17 protein-coding genes are annotated in these 17969 nt (G+C 53.7%); 15 read left to right on the plus strand and 2 right to left on the minus strand.

Annotation, left to right across the window (positions count from 1 at the left end; genetic code table 11):
• Nucleotides 1-18 precede the first annotated feature (18 nt).
• Complete coding sequence (flgL, locus tag FVB43_RS17395) at nt 19-984, plus strand: flagellar hook-associated protein FlgL (RefSeq protein ID WP_167864390.1); 966 nt, start codon at nt 19-21, stop codon at nt 982-984.
• Nucleotides 985-1311: 327 nt separating this feature from the next.
• Here the strand turns inward: flgL and rne are convergent, their stop codons facing one another.
• Nucleotides 1312-4854, minus strand: coding sequence for a ribonuclease E (gene rne / locus FVB43_RS17400; protein WP_167864391.1), 3543 nt, complete (start codon nt 4852-4854; stop codon nt 1312-1314).
• A gap of 687 nt (nt 4855-5541) precedes the next feature.
• On the opposite strand from rne, the gene rluC reads away from it, so the two are divergent.
• Nucleotides 5542-6504 (plus strand): 23S rRNA pseudouridine(955/2504/2580) synthase RluC, encoded by a 963-nt coding sequence (gene rluC, locus FVB43_RS17405; RefSeq protein ID WP_133842818.1) that lies wholly within the window; start codon nt 5542-5544, stop codon nt 6502-6504.
• A gap of 180 nt (nt 6505-6684) precedes the next feature.
• Here rluC and FVB43_RS17410 read toward each other — a convergent pair whose 3' ends face one another.
• Nucleotides 6685-7266 carry a Maf family protein gene (locus FVB43_RS17410; RefSeq protein WP_133842820.1) on the minus strand — a complete coding sequence of 194 codons (582 nt, stop codon included), beginning with the start codon at nt 7264-7266 and terminating at the stop codon, nt 6685-6687.
• A 142-nt stretch (nt 7267-7408) separates the two neighbouring features.
• Between FVB43_RS17410 and yceD the strand changes: the two genes are divergently transcribed.
• From yceD to FVB43_RS17475, 13 genes are all read left to right on the plus strand, one after another.
• On the plus strand, nt 7409-7930 hold the full coding sequence (yceD, locus tag FVB43_RS17415) for a 23S rRNA accumulation protein YceD (protein ID WP_133842822.1): 522 nt from the start codon (nt 7409-7411) through the stop codon (nt 7928-7930).
• Between the two features lie 14 nt (nt 7931-7944).
• Nucleotides 7945-8115: a 50S ribosomal protein L32 gene (gene rpmF / locus FVB43_RS17420; RefSeq protein WP_003849870.1), complete on the plus strand. Its 171-nt coding sequence runs from the start codon at nt 7945-7947 to the stop codon at nt 8113-8115.
• Nucleotides 8116-8137: 22 nt separating this feature from the next.
• On the plus strand, nt 8138-9172 hold the full coding sequence (gene plsX / locus FVB43_RS17425; RefSeq protein WP_159337076.1) for a phosphate acyltransferase PlsX: 1035 nt from the start codon (nt 8138-8140) through the stop codon (nt 9170-9172).
• Between the two features lie 6 nt (nt 9173-9178).
• On the plus strand, nt 9179-10132 hold the full coding sequence (locus FVB43_RS17430; protein ID WP_133842826.1) for a beta-ketoacyl-ACP synthase III: 954 nt from the start codon (nt 9179-9181) through the stop codon (nt 10130-10132).
• Nucleotides 10133-10165: 33 nt separating this feature from the next.
• Nucleotides 10166-11095 (plus strand): ACP S-malonyltransferase, encoded by a 930-nt coding sequence (fabD, locus tag FVB43_RS17435; protein WP_133842828.1) that lies wholly within the window; start codon nt 10166-10168, stop codon nt 11093-11095.
• A gap of 13 nt (nt 11096-11108) precedes the next feature.
• Nucleotides 11109-11843 carry a 3-oxoacyl-ACP reductase FabG gene (gene fabG / locus FVB43_RS17440; RefSeq protein WP_062743729.1) on the plus strand — a complete coding sequence of 245 codons (735 nt, stop codon included), beginning with the start codon at nt 11109-11111 and terminating at the stop codon, nt 11841-11843.
• Nucleotides 11844-11997: 154 nt separating this feature from the next.
• On the plus strand, nt 11998-12234 hold the full coding sequence (acpP, locus tag FVB43_RS17445) for an acyl carrier protein (RefSeq protein WP_004157115.1): 237 nt from the start codon (nt 11998-12000) through the stop codon (nt 12232-12234).
• 88 nt (nt 12235-12322) lie between these two features.
• Complete coding sequence (fabF, locus tag FVB43_RS17450) at nt 12323-13564, plus strand: beta-ketoacyl-ACP synthase II (protein WP_133842830.1); 1242 nt, start codon at nt 12323-12325, stop codon at nt 13562-13564.
• Between the two features lie 131 nt (nt 13565-13695).
• A complete protein-coding gene (pabC, locus tag FVB43_RS17455; RefSeq protein ID WP_133842832.1) occupies nt 13696-14496 on the plus strand; it encodes an aminodeoxychorismate lyase in 801 nt (266 codons plus the stop codon).
• Between the two features lie 12 nt (nt 14497-14508).
• Complete coding sequence (yceG, locus tag FVB43_RS17460; protein WP_167864392.1) at nt 14509-15534, plus strand: cell division protein YceG; 1026 nt, start codon at nt 14509-14511, stop codon at nt 15532-15534.
• Nucleotides 15524-16156: a dTMP kinase gene (gene tmk / locus FVB43_RS17465; RefSeq protein WP_133842836.1), complete on the plus strand. Its 633-nt coding sequence runs from the start codon at nt 15524-15526 to the stop codon at nt 16154-16156. The genes yceG and tmk overlap by 11 nt, the downstream gene beginning before the upstream one ends.
• Nucleotides 16153-17151, plus strand: coding sequence for a DNA polymerase III subunit delta' (gene holB / locus FVB43_RS17470; RefSeq protein ID WP_159337074.1), 999 nt, complete (start codon nt 16153-16155; stop codon nt 17149-17151). Before tmk ends, holB begins: the two co-directional genes overlap by 4 nt.
• 10 nt (nt 17152-17161) lie before the next feature.
• Nucleotides 17162-17953, plus strand: coding sequence for a metal-dependent hydrolase (locus FVB43_RS17475; RefSeq protein WP_133842840.1), 792 nt, complete (start codon nt 17162-17164; stop codon nt 17951-17953).
• The last annotated feature ends 16 nt before the right edge of the window (nt 17954-17969 follow it).

Below are 17969 nucleotides of genomic sequence, written 5' to 3' on the forward strand. Positions count from 1 at the left end.
TTGCAGAGGAATTAAACCATGCGACTCAGTACCAGCATGATCTACGATCAGCAGATGCGCGGGATCTCTACTTCACAGTCTGCATGGCTGAAAGGGGGAGAGCAGCTCGCTACCGGTAACCGTGTTAATAGTCCGGAAGATGATCCTGTCGCTGCCGCTCAGGCCGTTGTCATTTCACAGGCGCAGACTGAAACTTCACAGTATAAAACGGCGCGTGTTTTTGCCACGCAAAATCAGTCTACCGAAGTGACGACGCTTAAACAGGTAACTGATGTGATCATCAATGCTCAGACAACACTGGTTGCCGCTTCAAATGGAACCTTGTCTGACGACGATCGCCAGTCTTACGCGACTCAGCTTACCGGGCTTCGTGCTCAGTTACTGAATCTTGCCAACAGCACTGATGGTAGTGGCCGCTATGTTTTTGCGGGATATCAGAGTGACAAACCTCCTTTTGTTACTGATGCGACTACAGGCGCAACAACTTATGAGGGGGGGCTGACGCCTATTTCTCAGAAAGTGGATGCCAGCCGGACGTTAACCACCAATCATACGGGCGAACAGATTTTCAATTCTCTGACCAGTACTGCGGTGAAAGAAGCTGATGGCACGGCAGAAACGAATATATTTAACATGCTAGACACGGCGATCGCATCGTTGAATAAGCCGTTGGCCGATGCGTCCCAGGCAGATATTGATGATGGGTTAGCGGCACTGGAGAAATCGGGCCGAGGCTTGCGTAATGCGTTAAATAACGTATCAAGTGTTAGTGCAGAAGTCGGTACAAACCTGCAGGAGTTATCCAGTCTTGATTCCAAAGGGGATGACACTATCCTTAACCAAAAAAATCAGCTGTCAGCATTGATTGGCGCTGATACCGTGGAGTCAATTTCTAACTACACCATGCAGCAGGCGGCGTTAAAAGCCTCTTATACGGTGTTCCAGCAGATGTCCAAACTGTCTCTGTTTAACCTGAATTCGTAGACTGACCTCTAATATTTGAACGTGCTTTAACCGGGTTCGTTCAGTTTCTCCCGCTGTCAGTAGCCAAAGCTGACAGCGGGTTTTTTTTGCCTGCTATCTCCCCTCACGTAACGGTGTGCCCCGTATCCTTTTAACGACTTGTCGATAACGCAATGGTGTCTATGAACCGCGATGCTGATGACGGCGGGTATATGTATACTCACAGACATGAATACGTTGCGACAACGATCGGTGAATACAGAGATACTGGCGTAAACGGGGAGGGAAGAGCAGATAAAAAAAAGCCCCGGCCAGGTGGCCAGGGCTTGATTGACGCGTTATCAGGTATTAAGGACGGGTTGCCGGAGCAGTCGCCTGATGAGTTGCAGCGTGACCGCCTGCTGACCCCTTACCTTCAAAGTTAAAGTCCGGACGCACCCAGTCGCTCTGACTTGGTGCTTCTGGCTGGTAAGCCGGAGCCGGGGCTTTCGTCATTGGCGCGGTAGCATGATGCGGAGCGCTGCTCTGCACGGGGGCAGCGGCCACGGGTTCTGCAACAGCAGGTGCGCTGGCAACGACCGGTGCAGCATCAACCACAGGCTCAGCAGCAACCGGTGCATCCGCGACAGGCTCGTCACGGGCAGGAACCGGAGCGTGCGGCTCGCTGGTCGCCACAGTGTGTTGTGCTGCAGTCACTTCCGGTGCATGGAGCACTTCGGCAACCTGCTGCTCAACTTCAGGGCTAACTTCAACCGGAGCAACGCTGGCAATGTCAGTCGCCTGTTGGGCTTCTTCCACAATATCCGCAACAGCATCAACTGCGGCAAAAGTTGGCTCAGGCTGAACATCTTCCACAGGCGTCGCTTCTGCTGCAGTCTCTTCCGCGACAACTTCGTCAGCGGCAGAAATTACGGCGGGTTCTTCGTTTACCGGTGCGTCAATGGCAGCCGTCTCTTCAGCAATCACAGGGGTGATTTCTGGCAGATTTTCTGGCTGTGGCTCAGCCTGCTGCACAGGTTCTGCCTGCTCTTCGACCGGGGCTTCAATCGCAGGAGTGTTAACCTCAGGGGTTTCAACCACAGGTGCGGTGGCAGCGACAGCCTCTACCGCATTAGCGGCTTCGACAGCGGCAGTGGCTTCTGCAACAGGCGTTTCAACCTCTGTATGACCGTAAGGAGGGACCACTGAATGGCCATGCTCTTCATGCGTTTCGTGATCGCTTGTCTGAGCAACCGGATAAGAAATCCACACTTTACCTGATGCCATTTCTGGCGATGCAGCAGCGTTAGACAGCGGCATTGGTGACTGTGTCGGATAACGCTCATCACGGTAACGGCGACGACGCTGACCGCTCACACGCAGGTGGCGTGGAGAGCGACGTGAACGGCGTGGCATATTGTTGCCATCACGATCGTCGTTGTCATCAGACTCAGCCACAGGTTCGTTAACCACTGGCGTGGCTGCCGGGGTCACTTCTTCACCTTGCGGTTCAAACGAACGCGCAGCGGTCTGTTCAGCCGTTTCGATACGCACTTTCTGGTTCAACTGGCGCGGTTTACGGCGCGGCATCACCTGTACGTTCTCTTCCTGCACTTCCTGATTGTCTACAGCTTCGATGATCGGCTCAACGATGCTCTCTTCCTGCACGACCGGCCGTTTTTCTTCCTGGTTCTGACCAGGACGACGACGCTGGCGATCCTGACGAGGTTGACGTGGCTGCGAGGTTTCGCTGCGTTCAAATTCGTCTGGAACCATACGTTCGCTGCGGGCATCCGCCTGTGGTGCATTGCGTTTATTTGCGTTGTTACGACGATTGTCGTCACGACCATTTTCACGCGCTTCGTTGTTGCGTTCACGTGGTGCACGTTCAGTACGTTCACCGTTGCGGTCGTTACGCTCGCTGTTGCGCTCGTTACGTTCACCATTACGGTCGTTACGTTCACTGTTACGGTCGTTACGTTCGCCATTACGATCGCTACGGTCCGCATTACGGTCGCCATAACGCTCACCACGTTCACCGTTACGGTCGCGACGGTTGTTGTTCTGGCGGCGGTTATTACGACGCTCACCACGTGGAGCCGCGGCTTCGGCCGTTTTTTCTTCAACGACAGGTGGCTGTGGCTCAACGACCGGTTTCTCTTCCGCAGCGAAGAGTTTTTTCAACCCGCTGAAGAAGCGGCTAACCAGGCCCGGCTCAGCAGCAGCAGGTGTTTTCGCGACAGGCTGGGCAACCGGAGTGGCTGCTGCAACTTCTGCGATTTCTTCCTGTGGTGCTGGCGGCGCATCTGGCATCACGAAAGCGGCGAGGGCAGGCTGCTCAGGACGCTTGCGCTCAGCGTGCTCTTCTTCAGAAGGTAACGCCATTTCTGCTTCGTGAAGTTTAGGCAGGTGATAGCTGAGAGTTTGCGTCTCTTCACCACTGCGCACGCGCAGAACTGAGTAGTGCGGTGTCTGCATATTATCGTTGGGTACGATAATGGCACGCACGCCGCCCTGGCGTTTTTCAATGGCGCTGACGGCTTCACGTTTCTCGTTCAGCAGGTATGAAGCAACCTGAACCGGTACGATGGCATGAACTTCTTTGGTGTTCTCTTTCAGCGCTTCTTCTTCAATCAGACGCAGAATGGAGAGAGCCAGCGATTCGTTATCACGGATGGTACCGGTGCCGCTACAGCGTGGGCAAACGTGATGGCTGGATTCACCCAGAGAAGGGCTAAGACGCTGACGCGACATTTCCAGCAGGCCGAAACGTGAAATATGGCTGATCTGAATACGAGCACGATCCTGGCGTACGGCTTCACGCAGGCGGTTTTCTACCGCACGCTGATGACGAACCGGGGTCATATCGATAAAGTCGATAACGATCAGGCCACCGAGGTCACGCAAACGCAGCTGGCGGGCAATTTCATCGGCCGCTTCCAGGTTGGTGTTAAACGCCGTTTCTTCGATGTCCCCGCCGCGAGTGGCGCGTGCGGAGTTGATATCGATAGCCGTCAGCGCTTCGGTGGAATCGATAACAATCGATCCGCCAGAAGGCAGACGCACTTCACGCTGGAATGCAGATTCGATCTGCGATTCGATTTGATAGTGGCTGAACAGCGGGATTTCACCGGTGTACAGTTTAATTTTGCTGCTGAAATCTGGACGACCCAGTGCGGCGATATGCTGGCGAGCCAGCTCCAGCACTTTTGGATTGTCGATGAGGATTTCGCCGATGTCCTGACGCAGATAGTCGCGGAAGGCGCGCACGATCACGTTACTTTCCTGATGGATCAGGAAAGGCGCGGGGCGGCTGTCAGCAGCTTTCTTAATGGCTTCCCAATGTTTCAGACGGAAGCTGAGATCCCATTGCAGTGCATCGGCCGATTTGCCCACACCCGCGGTGCGTACAATCAGACCCATACCATCAGGCAATTCCAGTGCTGACAGGGCTTCTTTCAGTTCAGTGCGGTCATCGCCTTCGATACGGCGTGAAATACCGCCTGCTCGTGGGTTGTTTGGCATCAGAACCAGGTAACTTCCCGCCAGGCTGATAAAGGTGGTCAGGGCTGCGCCTTTATTACCACGTTCTTCTTTATCGATCTGAACAATGACTTCCTGGCCTTCACGCAGTACATCCTTGATATTTGGACGACCGTGAGAATTGTAATTAGCAGGGAAGTATTCGCGGGAAATTTCTTTCAGAGGTAGGAAACCGTGCCGTTCAGCGCCGTAATCAACAAATGCGGCTTCGAGGCTGGGTTCAATGCGGGTGATCTTGCCTTTGTAGATGTTGGCTTTTTTCTGTTCGTGTCCAGGGCTTTCAATATCCAGATCGTACAGACGTTGTCCGTCCACGAGGGCAACACGCAACTCTTCCTGCTGAGTTGCGTTTATCAACATTCTTTTCATCGTAACTTACTCATTATTCTTACATTAGTGACAAAGCTGCGGGCAAAGTAACGCTGGACATGAAAACCGATGACCCCGTGTCTCATCGCAAAGCCGTCAACCTCCCGGTTGTCAGCAGCTAAAGGGGTGCAAAAACTCGGTAGCCTGTTTTACATATGGAAAAACAGCGCTTTTAAGGGGGGAACCGCCAGTAGAATACCAGGTGAACCAATCCCGTTTTATCGTCCAGGCTGCAACCCGCAGCCCGCTAAATGCCTGATTGCACAATACGTCTTACGCCATTGCTGCGTGTATGCGCTATCCGGCAAAATTTCTCACCCTTCATCTTTCGAGCCGCAGCCATGTTGGCTGATCTCATTCATCCCCAAATACCGACTTATGTCTGTTTCCGGGGATTCTTTCGCTTGCCTTGCTGCAACACGAAATCTATTGGGTACACGCTAACTATTCCCTTACGTTCGCAAGTCTTAGCGTCAAAAACGGAGATATTATTCCATTGCTAAGGCGGTGATCGCAAGGTGACTTTATCCGCGTTGAGAAGTTTCTCTCAGCTTTTAGAACGTATTGCAGTGCTTTTCAGCAGATTGTCTAAAAACCGGTCACAACTTCCTGCGGTAACCGTCTCTGTCAGTTAAGCACAGAAAAAGAGGTGGCGCTATCACAGCGCACTATTTAGAATCGCCAACCATGAAAACCAATACTCCAGCCGTACATTTTATTGCCATTTCTGCTGATGAAGCAGGACAGCGCATCGATAACTTTTTGCGCACCCAGTTAAAAGGGGTGCCGAAAAGCATGATTTATCGCATTTTGCGTAAAGGCGAAGTGCGGGTGAACAAGAAACGTATCAAACCGGAATACAAACTGGAGGCCGGGGATGAGGTGCGCATTCCCCCCGTGCGGGTGGCAGAGCGTGAAGACGATAATGTGTCACCTAAGCTGGCGAAAGTCGCCGCACTGGAACACGCCATCATTTATGAAGACGACCACATTCTCGTCATGAACAAACCGTCCGGCACTGCCGTACACGGGGGCAGTGGTCTGAGTTTCGGTGTGATTGAAGGGCTGCGTGCGCTGCGTCCAGATGCGCGCTTCCTGGAGTTAGTCCACCGCCTGGATCGCGACACCTCCGGGGTATTGCTGGTGGCAAAAAAACGCTCTGCGCTGCGTTCGCTGCACGAGCAACTGCGTGAGAAGGGCATGCAGAAGGATTACCTCGCGCTGGTACGCGGGCAGTGGCCATCCCATGTGAAAGCGGTCCGGGCACCTTTACTGAAAAATATCCTGCAAAGCGGTGAGCGCATTGTGAAGGTGAACAGTGAAGGCAAACCGTCCGAGACGCTGTTTAAAGTGGAAGAGCGTTATGCCATGGCTACGCTGGTAAAAGCCAGTCCGGTCACCGGGCGTACTCACCAGATTCGCGTACATACATTACATGCCGGGCATCCGATTGCCTTTGATGATCGCTACGGCGAAGCCGATTTTGACCAGCAGCTAAGTGGGACCGGTCTGAAACGCCTGTTCCTGCATGCCGCTGCGCTGCGTTTCACGCACCCGAATACCGGGGAAATCATGCGTGTGGAAGCGCCCCTGGACAACGAACTGAAACGTTGTCTGGAGATTCTGCGTAAACAGTATCCCGCCACGTAGGGTCAGGCAGCCCTGACCCAGGGCGAGGCATGCCTCGCCCCTACGTAAGGACACGGACTTTGTAGGGGGCAGGTAGCCCTGACCCAAGGCGAGGCATACCTCGCCCCTACGTAAGGACACGGACTTTGTAGGGGTCAGGCATGCCTGACCCAGGCCCCCATGCCGTGCTTCGGTTCTCCATCACACCAGTGGATTAACACCGGCGTTTCTCAGCATGTCGCACAGGGCAATCAGCGGTAGCCCTACCAGTGTATTGGGGTCACGCCCTGACAGGCGATCGAACAGTGTGATACCCAGTCCTTCACTTTTAAAGCTCCCTGCACAGTTAAGTGGCTGCTCTTTGCTGATATAGGCCACGATTTCCTCGTCACTCAGTGTGCGAAAATCGACGCTGAAGGGCTCACAAAGCACCTGCAGTGACGCGTTGCGGCTGTCATAGAGCGCCAGACCGGTATAAAACACCACGCTGTGGCCGCTGGCTGCACGCAACTGCTCCTGTGCCCGTGCGGCTGTGAGAGGTTTGCCAAAAATCTTGCCGGCCACCACGCAGACCTGGTCGGAACCAATGATTAAGTGGTCCGGGTAGCGTCCGGCCAGCGCCTGCGCCTTGGCGGTTGCCAGTCGTACCACCAATTCAGTGGCATCTTCATCGTCCAGCGGTGTTTCATCCACCTCTGGCGCCGCGGTAATAAACGGCAGTTCCAGTTTGGCTAATAAGGCTTTTCGATAGCTCGATGTGGAGGCTAATACCAGGTGGCGCATAATTTTTTCCAGAATATATAGCGAATCAGTGTCAGGCATTTTAAACTATGCGCCGCACTGGATGCGAATCATGGGTGAAAGATGCCGTAAAACGGCCTTTTTCTTTGACTCTATGTCGTTACAAAGTTAATATGCGCGCCCTATGCAAAAGGTAAAATTACCCCTAACTCTCGATGCGACTCGTACCGCTCAAAAACGCCTGGACTACCAGGGTGTTTACACCCCTGAGCAGGTTGAGCGGATTGCCGAGTCGGTAGTGAGTGTGGACAGTGATGTAGAATGTGTCATGTCGTTTGCGATTGACGAGCAGCGTCTGGCAGTACTGAAAGGTACGGCCGAAGTTTCAGTGACGCTGTGCTGCCAACGTTGCAACAAGACTTTTCCGCAGCATGTCCACGTATCGTACTGTTTCAGCCCGGTCGTCACTGACGAACAGGCCGAAGCACTGCCGGAAGCGTACGAGCCGATCAACGTCAACGAGTTTGGCGAAACCGATCTGCTGGCAATGGTTGAGGATGAAATCATTCTCGCCCTGCCTGTCGTTCCGGTGCATGATTCTGAACACTGTGAAGTGTCCGAGGCGGACATGGTCTTTGGTCAGTTGCCTGAAGAGGCAGAAAAACCAAACCCATTTGCCGTATTAGCCAGTTTAAAGCGTAAGTAATAGGAGTAAGGTCCATGGCCGTACAACAGAATAAACCAACCCGTTCCAAACGTGGCATGCGTCGTTCACACGATGCGCTGACCACAGCAGCTCTTTCCGTAGATAAAGTTTCTGGTGAAACTCATCTGCGTCACCACATCACTGCGGATGGTTACTACCGCGGTCGCAAGGTCATCGTTAAGTAATTCCGCGGTCCGCGGCGCTACTTTGACACGTTTGACCCTGGCGATAGATGCCATGGGCGGGGATTTCGGTCCCTGCGTGACAGTGCCTGCATCACTGCAGGCACTGGCCTTAAATCCGCATCTGCATCTCCTTCTGGTCGGCGATCCCGACACCATCACGTCATTACTTGCCAAAGCTGATTCTGCCCTCAAGGCACGTCTGCAGATCATTGCTGCCGAATCGGTTATTGCCAGTGATGCCAGACCTTCACAGGCGATCCGCGCCAGCCGTGGAAGCTCTATGCGTGTCGCGCTGGAGCAGGTGAAAGCAGGGCAGGCACAGGCCTGTATCAGTGCAGGTAATACGGGTGCGCTGATGGGGTTAGCTAAATTATTATTAAAACCGCTGGACGGCATTGATCGCCCGGCGTTGATGACCGTGTTACCGCATCAGCAATACGGGAAAACCGTGGTGCTGGACTTAGGCGCTAATGTCGATTCGGACAGTGCTATGCTGGTACAATTTGCCGTTATGGGCGCGGTGGTGGCAGAGGAAATCCTGGCCATCGACCGACCGAGAGTGGCACTGCTTAATATTGGTCAGGAAGAGACTAAAGGGTTGAGTTCGATACGTGAAGCAGCGGCAATACTGCGTGCATCGCCAGAACTTAACTATATTGGATACCTCGAGGGTAACGATCTTCTCACCGGTAAGACGGATGTGCTTGTTTGCGATGGTTTCGTGGGCAATGTCACGCTGAAAACGATGGAAGGTGTAGTAAGAATGTTCCTTTCGCTGTTGAATTCACAGGGCGAAGGTAAAAAGAAGGCCTGGTGGCTGGGATTGCTGGGACGCTGGCTCAAGAAGCGTCTGGCAAAGAAGTTCGGCCATCTCAATCCCGACCAGTACAATGGCGCCTGCCTGTTAGGATTACGTGGCACCGTGATTAAGAGTCATGGCGCGGCGAATCAACGTGCATTTACTGTGGCGATCCAACAGGCAGAGCAGGCGGTGCGGCGGCAAGTTCCCGAGCGGATTGCTGCGCGCCTTCAAGCGGTATTACCTAAGAGTGACTGAGCGTACATGTATACGAAGATTATCGGTACGGGCAGCTATTTGCCCGAGCAGGTGCGGACTAACGCCGATCTGGAAAAAATGGTAGAAACGTCGGATGAGTGGATTGTCACTCGTACCGGCATTCGTGAACGTCGTATTGCCGGCCCGGACGAAACCGTGGCAACCATGGGCTTCCATGCGGCCGAGCGCGCGCTGGAGATGGCCGGTATCGATAAAAATGATATCGGTCTGATCGTGGTAGCGACCACGTCGTCCAGCCACGCATTCCCAAGCTCAGCATGCATGATTCAGCAGATGCTTGAGATTGATGATGCCGCTTCCTTTGACCTCGCCGCCGCCTGCGCAGGCTTCACCTATGCGCTGAGTGTGGCCGATCAGTACATTAAAAATGGTGCAGTGAAACACGCACTGGTGATCGGTGCTGATGTCCTCGCTCGTATGCTTGATCCTGAGGATCGTGGCACCATTATCCTGTTTGGTGATGGCGCAGGCGCCGTGGTATTGGGCGCCAGTGAAGAGCCGGGGATTATCTCTACTCATCTGCATGCAGATGGCCGCTATGGCCAGTTGTTGACGCTGCCTAATCAGGATCGTGCGAACCAGGACACGCCAGCGTATGTCACCATGGCGGGCAATGAAGTGTTCAAGGTTGCTGTGACTGAACTGGCTCACATTGTTGATGAAACGCTGGAAGCCAATAAGCTTGATCGCTCTGCTATCGACTGGCTGGTGCCGCATCAGGCAAACCTGCGTATTATCAGTGCCACTGCCCGCAAACTGGGCATGGACATGGATAAAGTCGTTGTGACGCTCGATCGTCATGGCAACACCTCGGCGGCATCTGTGCCGACCGCACTTGATGAAGCGGTACGTGATGGCCGTATTCAACGTGGTCAGTTGATTCTGCTGGAAGCTTTTGGTGGCGGGTTCACCTGGGGTTCTGCACTGGTTCGCTTTTAATTAAGCAAAAATAGCGATTAACAGGAAATCACAATGACGCAATTTGCAATGGTCTTCCCGGGGCAGGGATCGCAAACGGTAGGTATGTTGGCCGATCTGGCTGCAACGAATCCGCTTGTGGAAAAAACCTTCCGTGAAGCTTCTGACGCACTGGGTTACGATCTCTGGCAGTTAGTGCAACAAGGCCCTGCTGAAGAATTGAACAAAACCTGGCAAACTCAGCCTGCTTTATTGGCTGCTTCTGTTGCCATTTTCCGCGTTTGGCAGGAAAAAGGCGGAAAAGCGCCGTCAATGCTTGCAGGGCACAGCCTGGGTGAGTACAGTGCGCTGGTTTGTGCAGGTGTCATGGCGTTTGCAGATGCGATTAAGCTGGTTGAACTGCGCGGCAAACTGATGCAGGAAGCCGTTCCAGAAGGAACTGGCGCGATGCAGGCGATTATTGGTCTGGACGATGCGTCTATTGCCAAAGCCTGTGAAGAGTCTGCTCAGGGGCAAATTGTCTCTCCGGTGAACTTTAACTCTCCGGGTCAGGTTGTGATTGCCGGTAACAAAGAAGCCGTAGAACGTGCGGGTGCTGCCTGTAAGGCCGCCGGCGCGAAACGTGCACTGCCGCTGCCTGTCAGCGTGCCGTCACACTGTGCACTGATGAAGCCTGCGGCAGATAAACTGGCCGCAGCACTCGAATTGCTGACCTTCAACGCGCCTGCCTTCCCGGTAGTGAATAACGTTGATGTGCAGTGCGAGACGTCAGCAGAAGCTATCCGTAGTGCGCTGGTTCGCCAGTTGTACAATCCAGTGCGCTGGACCGGATGTGTAGAATTTATGGCCGGGCAGGGCGTAACGTCGCTGCTGGAAGTGGGTCCGGGTAAAGTTCTGACCGGGCTGACTAAACGTATTGTTGACACCCTGACAGCGGCGGCGGTAAACGACCAGGCCAGCCTGACAGCGGCGCTTGAACAATAACACGGAGAGAAACATGAACTTCGAAGGTAAAATTGCGCTGGTAACCGGTGCAAGCCGTGGAATCGGCCGTGCGATTGCAGAAACCCTGGTGGCACGTGGTGCCAAAGTTGTGGGTACTGCGACCAGCCAAAGTGGCGCCGACGCTATCAGTACCTATCTGGGCGATAACGGAAAAGGCCTGCTTCTGAACGTGACCGACAGCGCATCGATTGAAAGCGTGTTGGAAAATATTCGCGCCGAATTTGGCGAAGTGGACATTTTAGTCAATAATGCAGGCATCACGCGTGATAATCTCCTGATGCGCATGAAGGACGATGAGTGGCAGGACATCCTGGACACCAATCTGACTTCAGTATTCCGTCTGTCAAAAGCGGTAATGCGTGCCATGATGAAAAAACGTGCGGGTCGAATTATTACCATTGGCTCCGTAGTTGGAACAATGGGTAATGCGGGTCAGGCAAATTACGCGGCAGCAAAAGCGGGTTTGATTGGCTTTAGCAAATCACTGGCGCGTGAAATCGCGTCCCGTGGTATTACTGTTAACGTCGTGGCACCTGGTTTCATTGAAACCGACATGACGCGTGCACTGAGCGAAGATCAGCGTGCGGGCATTCTGGCGGAAGTTCCTGCAGGTCGCCTCGGCGGCGCGCAGGAGATCGCTAATGCCGTTGCATTTTTAGCCTCTGACGAGGCAGCGTACATCACTGGTGAAACGCTGCACGTCAATGGCGGAATGTACATGGTCTGAAAATCACGAAAATTATTTGCGTTATTTGGGGTAAAGGCCGCAGAATAGCGTAAAATCGTGGTTGGACCAGCCGGGATTTAGTTGCATCTTTTTCAACATTTTATACACTACGAAAACCATCGCGAAAGCGAGTTTTGATAGGAAATTTAATAGTATGAGCACTATCGAAGAACGCGTTAAGAAAATCATTGGCGAGCAGCTGGGCGTTAAGCAGGAAGAAGTTGTTAATACTGCCTCTTTTGTAGAAGATCTGGGCGCTGATTCTCTTGATACCGTTGAGCTGGTAATGGCTCTGGAAGAAGAGTTTGATACCGAGATTCCGGACGAAGAAGCTGAGAAAATCACTACCGTTCAGGCTGCTATTGATTACATCAATGGTCACCAGGCATAAGTGAGCATCTCCAGGCGGTCGCTCGACCGCCTGAGTTTTATCTGAACGTCCCACACAGTGTCAACTTTTCCCTCTCTGGAGGACGAACGTGTCTAAGCGTCGTGTAGTTGTGACTGGTCTTGGCATGTTGTCTCCTGTCGGCAATACCGTAGAGTCCACCTGGAATGCTCTTGTTGCCGGTCAGAGTGGCATCAGCCTCATCGACCATTTTGATACTAGTGCCTACGCAACGCGTTTTGCTGGCTTAGTAAAAGATTTTAATTGTGATGAATTCATCTCGCGTAAAGATCAGCGCAAGATGGACGCCTTCATCCAATATGGAATTGTTGCTGGCATTCAAGCCATGCAGGATTCCGGCCTGGAAATCACCGAAGAGAACGCTGAACGTATTGGCGCTGCCATTGGCTCCGGCATTGGCGGTCTTGGTCTTATTGAAGAAAACCACACCTCTCTGGTGAATGGTGGCCCACGTAAAATCAGCCCGTTCTTTGTTCCTTCGACCATTGTTAACATGATTGCGGGTCACCTGACGATCATGTTTGGCATGAAAGGCCCAAGTATCTCCATCGCAACTGCCTGTACTTCTGGCGTGCACAATATCGGTCACGCTGCACGTATCATCGCTTATAACGATGCTGATGTTATGCTGGCTGGTGGTGCTGAAAAAGCCAGTACACCACTGGGTGTGGGCGGATTTGGTGCTGCACGTGCACTTTCTACCCGCAACGATAACCCGCAGGCAGCAAGCCGTCCGTGGGATAAAGATCGTGATGGCTTTGTACTGGGTGACGGTGCAGGTCTGGTGGTGTTGGAAGAGTATGAGCACGCGAAAAAACGCGGGGCGAAAATCTACGCTGAAATCGTCGGGTTTGGGATGAGCAGCGATGCCTACCACATGACCTCTCCACCGGAAAACGGTGCGGGTGCGGCGCTGGCGATGGTGAATGCACTGAAAGATGCACAACTGTCACCAGAGCAAATCGGCTATATCAACGCGCACGGTACCTCGACGCCGGCCGGAGATAAAGCAGAAACGCAGGCAGTGAAATCCGTCTTTGGTGCCAGTGCGAACAGCGTGATGGTCAGCTCGACAAAATCCATGACCGGTCACCTGTTAGGTGCAGCGGGCGCGGTGGAGTCGATCTTCACTATTCTTGCATTGCGCGACCAGGTCGTTCCGCCAACCATCAATCTGGATAATCCAGATGAAGGTTGTGATCTTGATTTTGTTCCGCACACGGCGCGTCAGACAAAAGGTCTGGAGTACACTTTATGTAACTCCTTCGGATTCGGCGGTACCAACGGTTCGCTTATTTTCCGTAAGATCTGAGTTTGTCCTGTCCGATTGAAAGGCCCGCACTGTGCGGGCCTTTTTTTATTCTGATCGTCAGTGAGCGACAATCAGATGATTCTGGCGGGATTGGCAGGTAATCTTGGCACTGACGATAACGGAGAGTGAGCATGATGTGGGTCAATGGTGACACGCGGGACAATATCGATATCCGCGATCGCGCAGTGCAGTTCGGCGATGGTTGTTTTACCACGGCGCGTGTTCAACAGGGCAGGGTAACGTTTCTTGAGGCCCATCTGACGCGTTTACAGCAAGCCTGCGAACGTCTTATGATCGTTGACGTTGACTGGCATAACCTCGAAAAAGAGATGAGCTTTGCTGCGACAACCCGTAGCGATGCCGTCCTGAAGGTTATTTTGACGCGTGGCAGCGGCGGACGCGGTTACAGCGCAACGGGCTGCAGCCAGCCGGTACGCATCATATCGCTCGCTGACTATCCTGCTCATTATCATACGCTACGCCAGACTGGCGCACGGCTGGCACTCAGCAGTGTGCGCCTGGGGAAAAATCCCCACCTGGCAGGAATAAAACATCTAAACCGCCTTGAACAGGTGCTGATCCGCACAGAGCTTGAGCAGACTGCCGCCGATGAGGCGCTGGTGCTTGACAGTGACGCTATGCTGGTGGAATGCTGTGCGGCTAATTTATTCTGGCGTACGGGAAATCAGGTGTTTACCCCTGATTTAACGGCATCGGGTGTGAATGGCATTCAACGTCAATGGGTGATGCAGCAGGTGGTTCAACTGGGCTTCACCCTGACAGAAGTCCGTGCTGAGATTGACGCACTGGCGTCGGCAGAAGAAGTGCTGATCACCAACGCACTGATGCCTGTATTGCCGGTTTACCAGGTTGAGAACTGGCATTATTCATCACGCCAGCTTTTTGGTCTGCTCAACCACCATAATGAATGACGTGGGACCTTCATGACTAAACTCCGAAAAACGATAGTAGTGCTGTTCGCATTCGTGCTACTGGTAGCCGCATACGGTTACTGGCAAACACGCCAGCTGGCTGATTCTGCGTTAACCATTGATAAAGAAACGATCTTTACCCTGCCTGCGGGGTCAGGCCGCGTGGTGCTGGAAGCTCAACTGGAGTCGAAGCACATCGTGCCTGATGGCCCGTGGTTTGGCGTTCTGCTGAAGTTGGAACCTGAACTGGCGAAATTTAAAGCCGGAACCTACCGCTTCACGCCAGGAATGACCGTGCGTGAGATGCTGGCGCTGCTGGCCAGTGGTAAAGAGGCACAATTCCCCCTGCGTTTTGTTGAAGGCACGCGTATGCAGGAATGGCTGAGTCAGCTCCGCAATGCGCCATACATTAAACATACCCTGACGGATGACAAACTCACGACGGTTGCCACGGCATTAAAGCTGGAGGGGGAACAAGCCGCCGTGGAAGGCTGGTTTTATCCCGATACTTATCTTTATACGGCGAACACCACCGACGTCGCGCTGTTGAAACGTGCGCATGATCGCATGGTGACGCTGGTTGACAGTGAATGGCAGGGTAAAATGGATAACCTGCCGTATAAAAGCAAAAATGATATGCTGACCATGGCCTCGATCATTGAGAAAGAGACTGCGGTGAGTGACGAGCGTCGTCGCGTCGCCTCGGTATTTATCAACCGTCTGCGTCTGGGCATGCGCCTGCAAACCGACCCGACGGTAATTTATGGTATGGGTGATGCCTATAAAGGCACGCTAACACGCAAGAATCTGGAAACGCCCACGGCATATAACACCTATACGATTAACGGACTGCCGCCAGGCCCGATTGCCATGCCAGGAAAAGCCTCGCTAGCTGCGGCAGCGCACCCGGATAAAACTAACTTCCTCTATTTTGTGGCCGATGGAAAAGGAGGGCATACCTTTACCACCAATCTGGCCAGCCATAATAAAGCCGTACAGGTGTATCGCCTGGCGATGAAGGAAAAAAATGAACAGTAAATTTATCGTTATTGAAGGCTTGGAAGGCGCAGGGAAAACCACAGCACGTGATGCCGTGGTCAGCGAACTTCAGCGCCACGGCATTAACGACATTGTCTTTACCCGCGAGCCCGGCGGTACGCCGCTGGCAGAGAAACTGCGCGAGTTGATCAAGCAGGGAATAAATGATGAACCCATCACCGATCAGGCGGAACTGCTGATGCTGTACGCAGCCCGCGTACAGCTGGTTGAAAATGTCATTAAACCTGCGCTGGCACGCGGTGCCTGGGTGGTAGGGGATCGTCATGATCTCTCATCGCAGGCTTATCAGGGCGGAGGACGCGGCATGGACAGCGAGTTAATGCGCAGCCTGAAGCAGGCAGTACTGGGCGATTTTTCCCCGGACCTGACGTTGTACCTCGATGTCACGCCTGAAATTGGCCTGCAACGTGCCCGTGCCCGTGGCGCGCTGGACCGCATCGAACAGGAATCCCTCAACTTCTTTATCCGCACGCGTGACCGTTATCTGGCGCTGGCAGCCGCTGACACCCGTATTAAAACCGTGGATGCCACCCAGTCACTGGAACAGGTTACCGTCTCGCTGCGCCAGACGCTTGACCAGTGGTTACAGGAACAGCAATGAACTGGTATCCGTGGCTCAATCACAGCTACCGTCAGATCCTCAGCCAGCATCAGGCACAGCGCGGCCATCATGCTTTGCTGATTCAGGCGCTGCCGGGGATGGGCGATGATGCCCTTATCTGGGGGATCAGCCGCTGGCTGATGTGCAAGCGGCCTGATGGCCTGAAAAGCTGTGGTGAATGCCACGCCTGCCAGCTGATGCTGGCCGGAACGCATCCGGACTGGTATCGGCTGGAAGCGGAAAAAGGCAAAAGTTCGCTCGGCATTGACGCAGTGCGCAGTGTCACTGAGAAGCTGTACCATCATGCGCAGCAGGGCGGGGCAAAAGTTGTCTGGCTGCCGGATGCCGGACAGTTGACTGAAGCGGCCGCGAATGCGCTGCTGAAAACGCTGGAAGAGCCGCCGAAGAACACCTGGTTTTTACTCAGTAGCCGCGAACCCTCGCGCCTGCTGCCGACGCTGCGCAGCCGCTGTCTGCTGTGGCACCTCGCTCCCCCCGCAGAAGCACAAAGTCTGCAATGGTTACAGAAACAGTCTGCGGCCGGTCTGAGTGAACGTACTGCCGCCTTGCGCCTGTCAGCGGGCGCACCTGCGGCAGCGCTGGCGTTACTGGACGACAAAATCTGGCAACAACGTCAACGGGTCTGCGAGGCGCTACCTGATGCTTTGCAGGGTGATATGCTGAGCCTGCTTCCCGCGTTACATCATGATGATGCCGCCCAGCGTATTGGCTGGCTCTGTTCACTGCTGATCGATGCCGTGAAATGGCAGCAGGGAGGCGGGCAGTTTATCAGCAACGTCGATCGCCAGGCGGACGTGATGCGTATCGCCAGCCTGTTACCGACCAGCGCTATTGATGCCAGTCTGCGCCAGTGGATTATCTGTCGCGACCGCCTGCTGAATGTGGTCGCCGTCAACCGCGAACTGCTACTGACCAATCAGCTGCTAGGCTGGGAAGCCATGCTCAACCCGGCATCGGCCGGTTCACCGCTTTAGAGAGTACATTATGTTTTTAGTTGATTCCCACTGCCACCTCGATGGCCTGAATTATGAAACGCTGCACCAGGATGTGTCGGATGTGCTGGCAAAGGCTGCTGCCCGCGATGTGAAATTTATGCTGGCAGTAGCGACCACGCTGCCGGGCTATAAAGCGATGGTTGACCTGATTGGGGAACGTCCAAACGTTGCATATTCATGCGGCGTGCATCCCCTGAATCAGGAAGAGGCGTATGACTTCGCTGAATTGCGCGAGCTGGCCGCACACCCGCGCGTTATCGCGATGGGTGAAACCGGGCTGGATTATTTTTATCAAAAAGAGACGATGGTGCGTCAGCAGGCCTCTTTCCGCGAACATATTCGCATCGGGCGCGATCTGAACAAACCCGTGATCGTCCATACTCGCGATGCCCGCGAAGATACGCTGGCGATCCTGCAGGAAGAGAAAGCAGAAGAGTGTGGCGGTGTGTTGCACTGTTTTACGGAAGATCGTGAAACCGCCACCCGACTGCTGGATATGGGGTTCTATATTTCTTTCTCAGGAATTGCCACATTCAAGAACGCTGAACAGATCCGCGAAGCCGCCCGTCATGTGCCACTGGACCGTATGCTGGTGGAAACCGACTCGCCGTATCTTGCCCCGGTGCCGTACCGTGGCAAAGAAAACCAGCCTGCTTATACCCGCGATGTAGCGGAATACATGGCGGTGGTCAAAGGGGTCAGTATTGAGCAGATGGCGCAGGCGACCACAGAAAACTTCTCGCGCTTATTTCATGTGCCAATGTCGCGTCTGACAGACTGACATTGAGGCGGGGATT

It is taken from the genome of Erwinia rhapontici, assembly GCF_012271765.1.
GTDB classification, from domain to species: Bacteria; Pseudomonadota; Gammaproteobacteria; order Enterobacterales; family Enterobacteriaceae; genus Erwinia; species Erwinia rhapontici.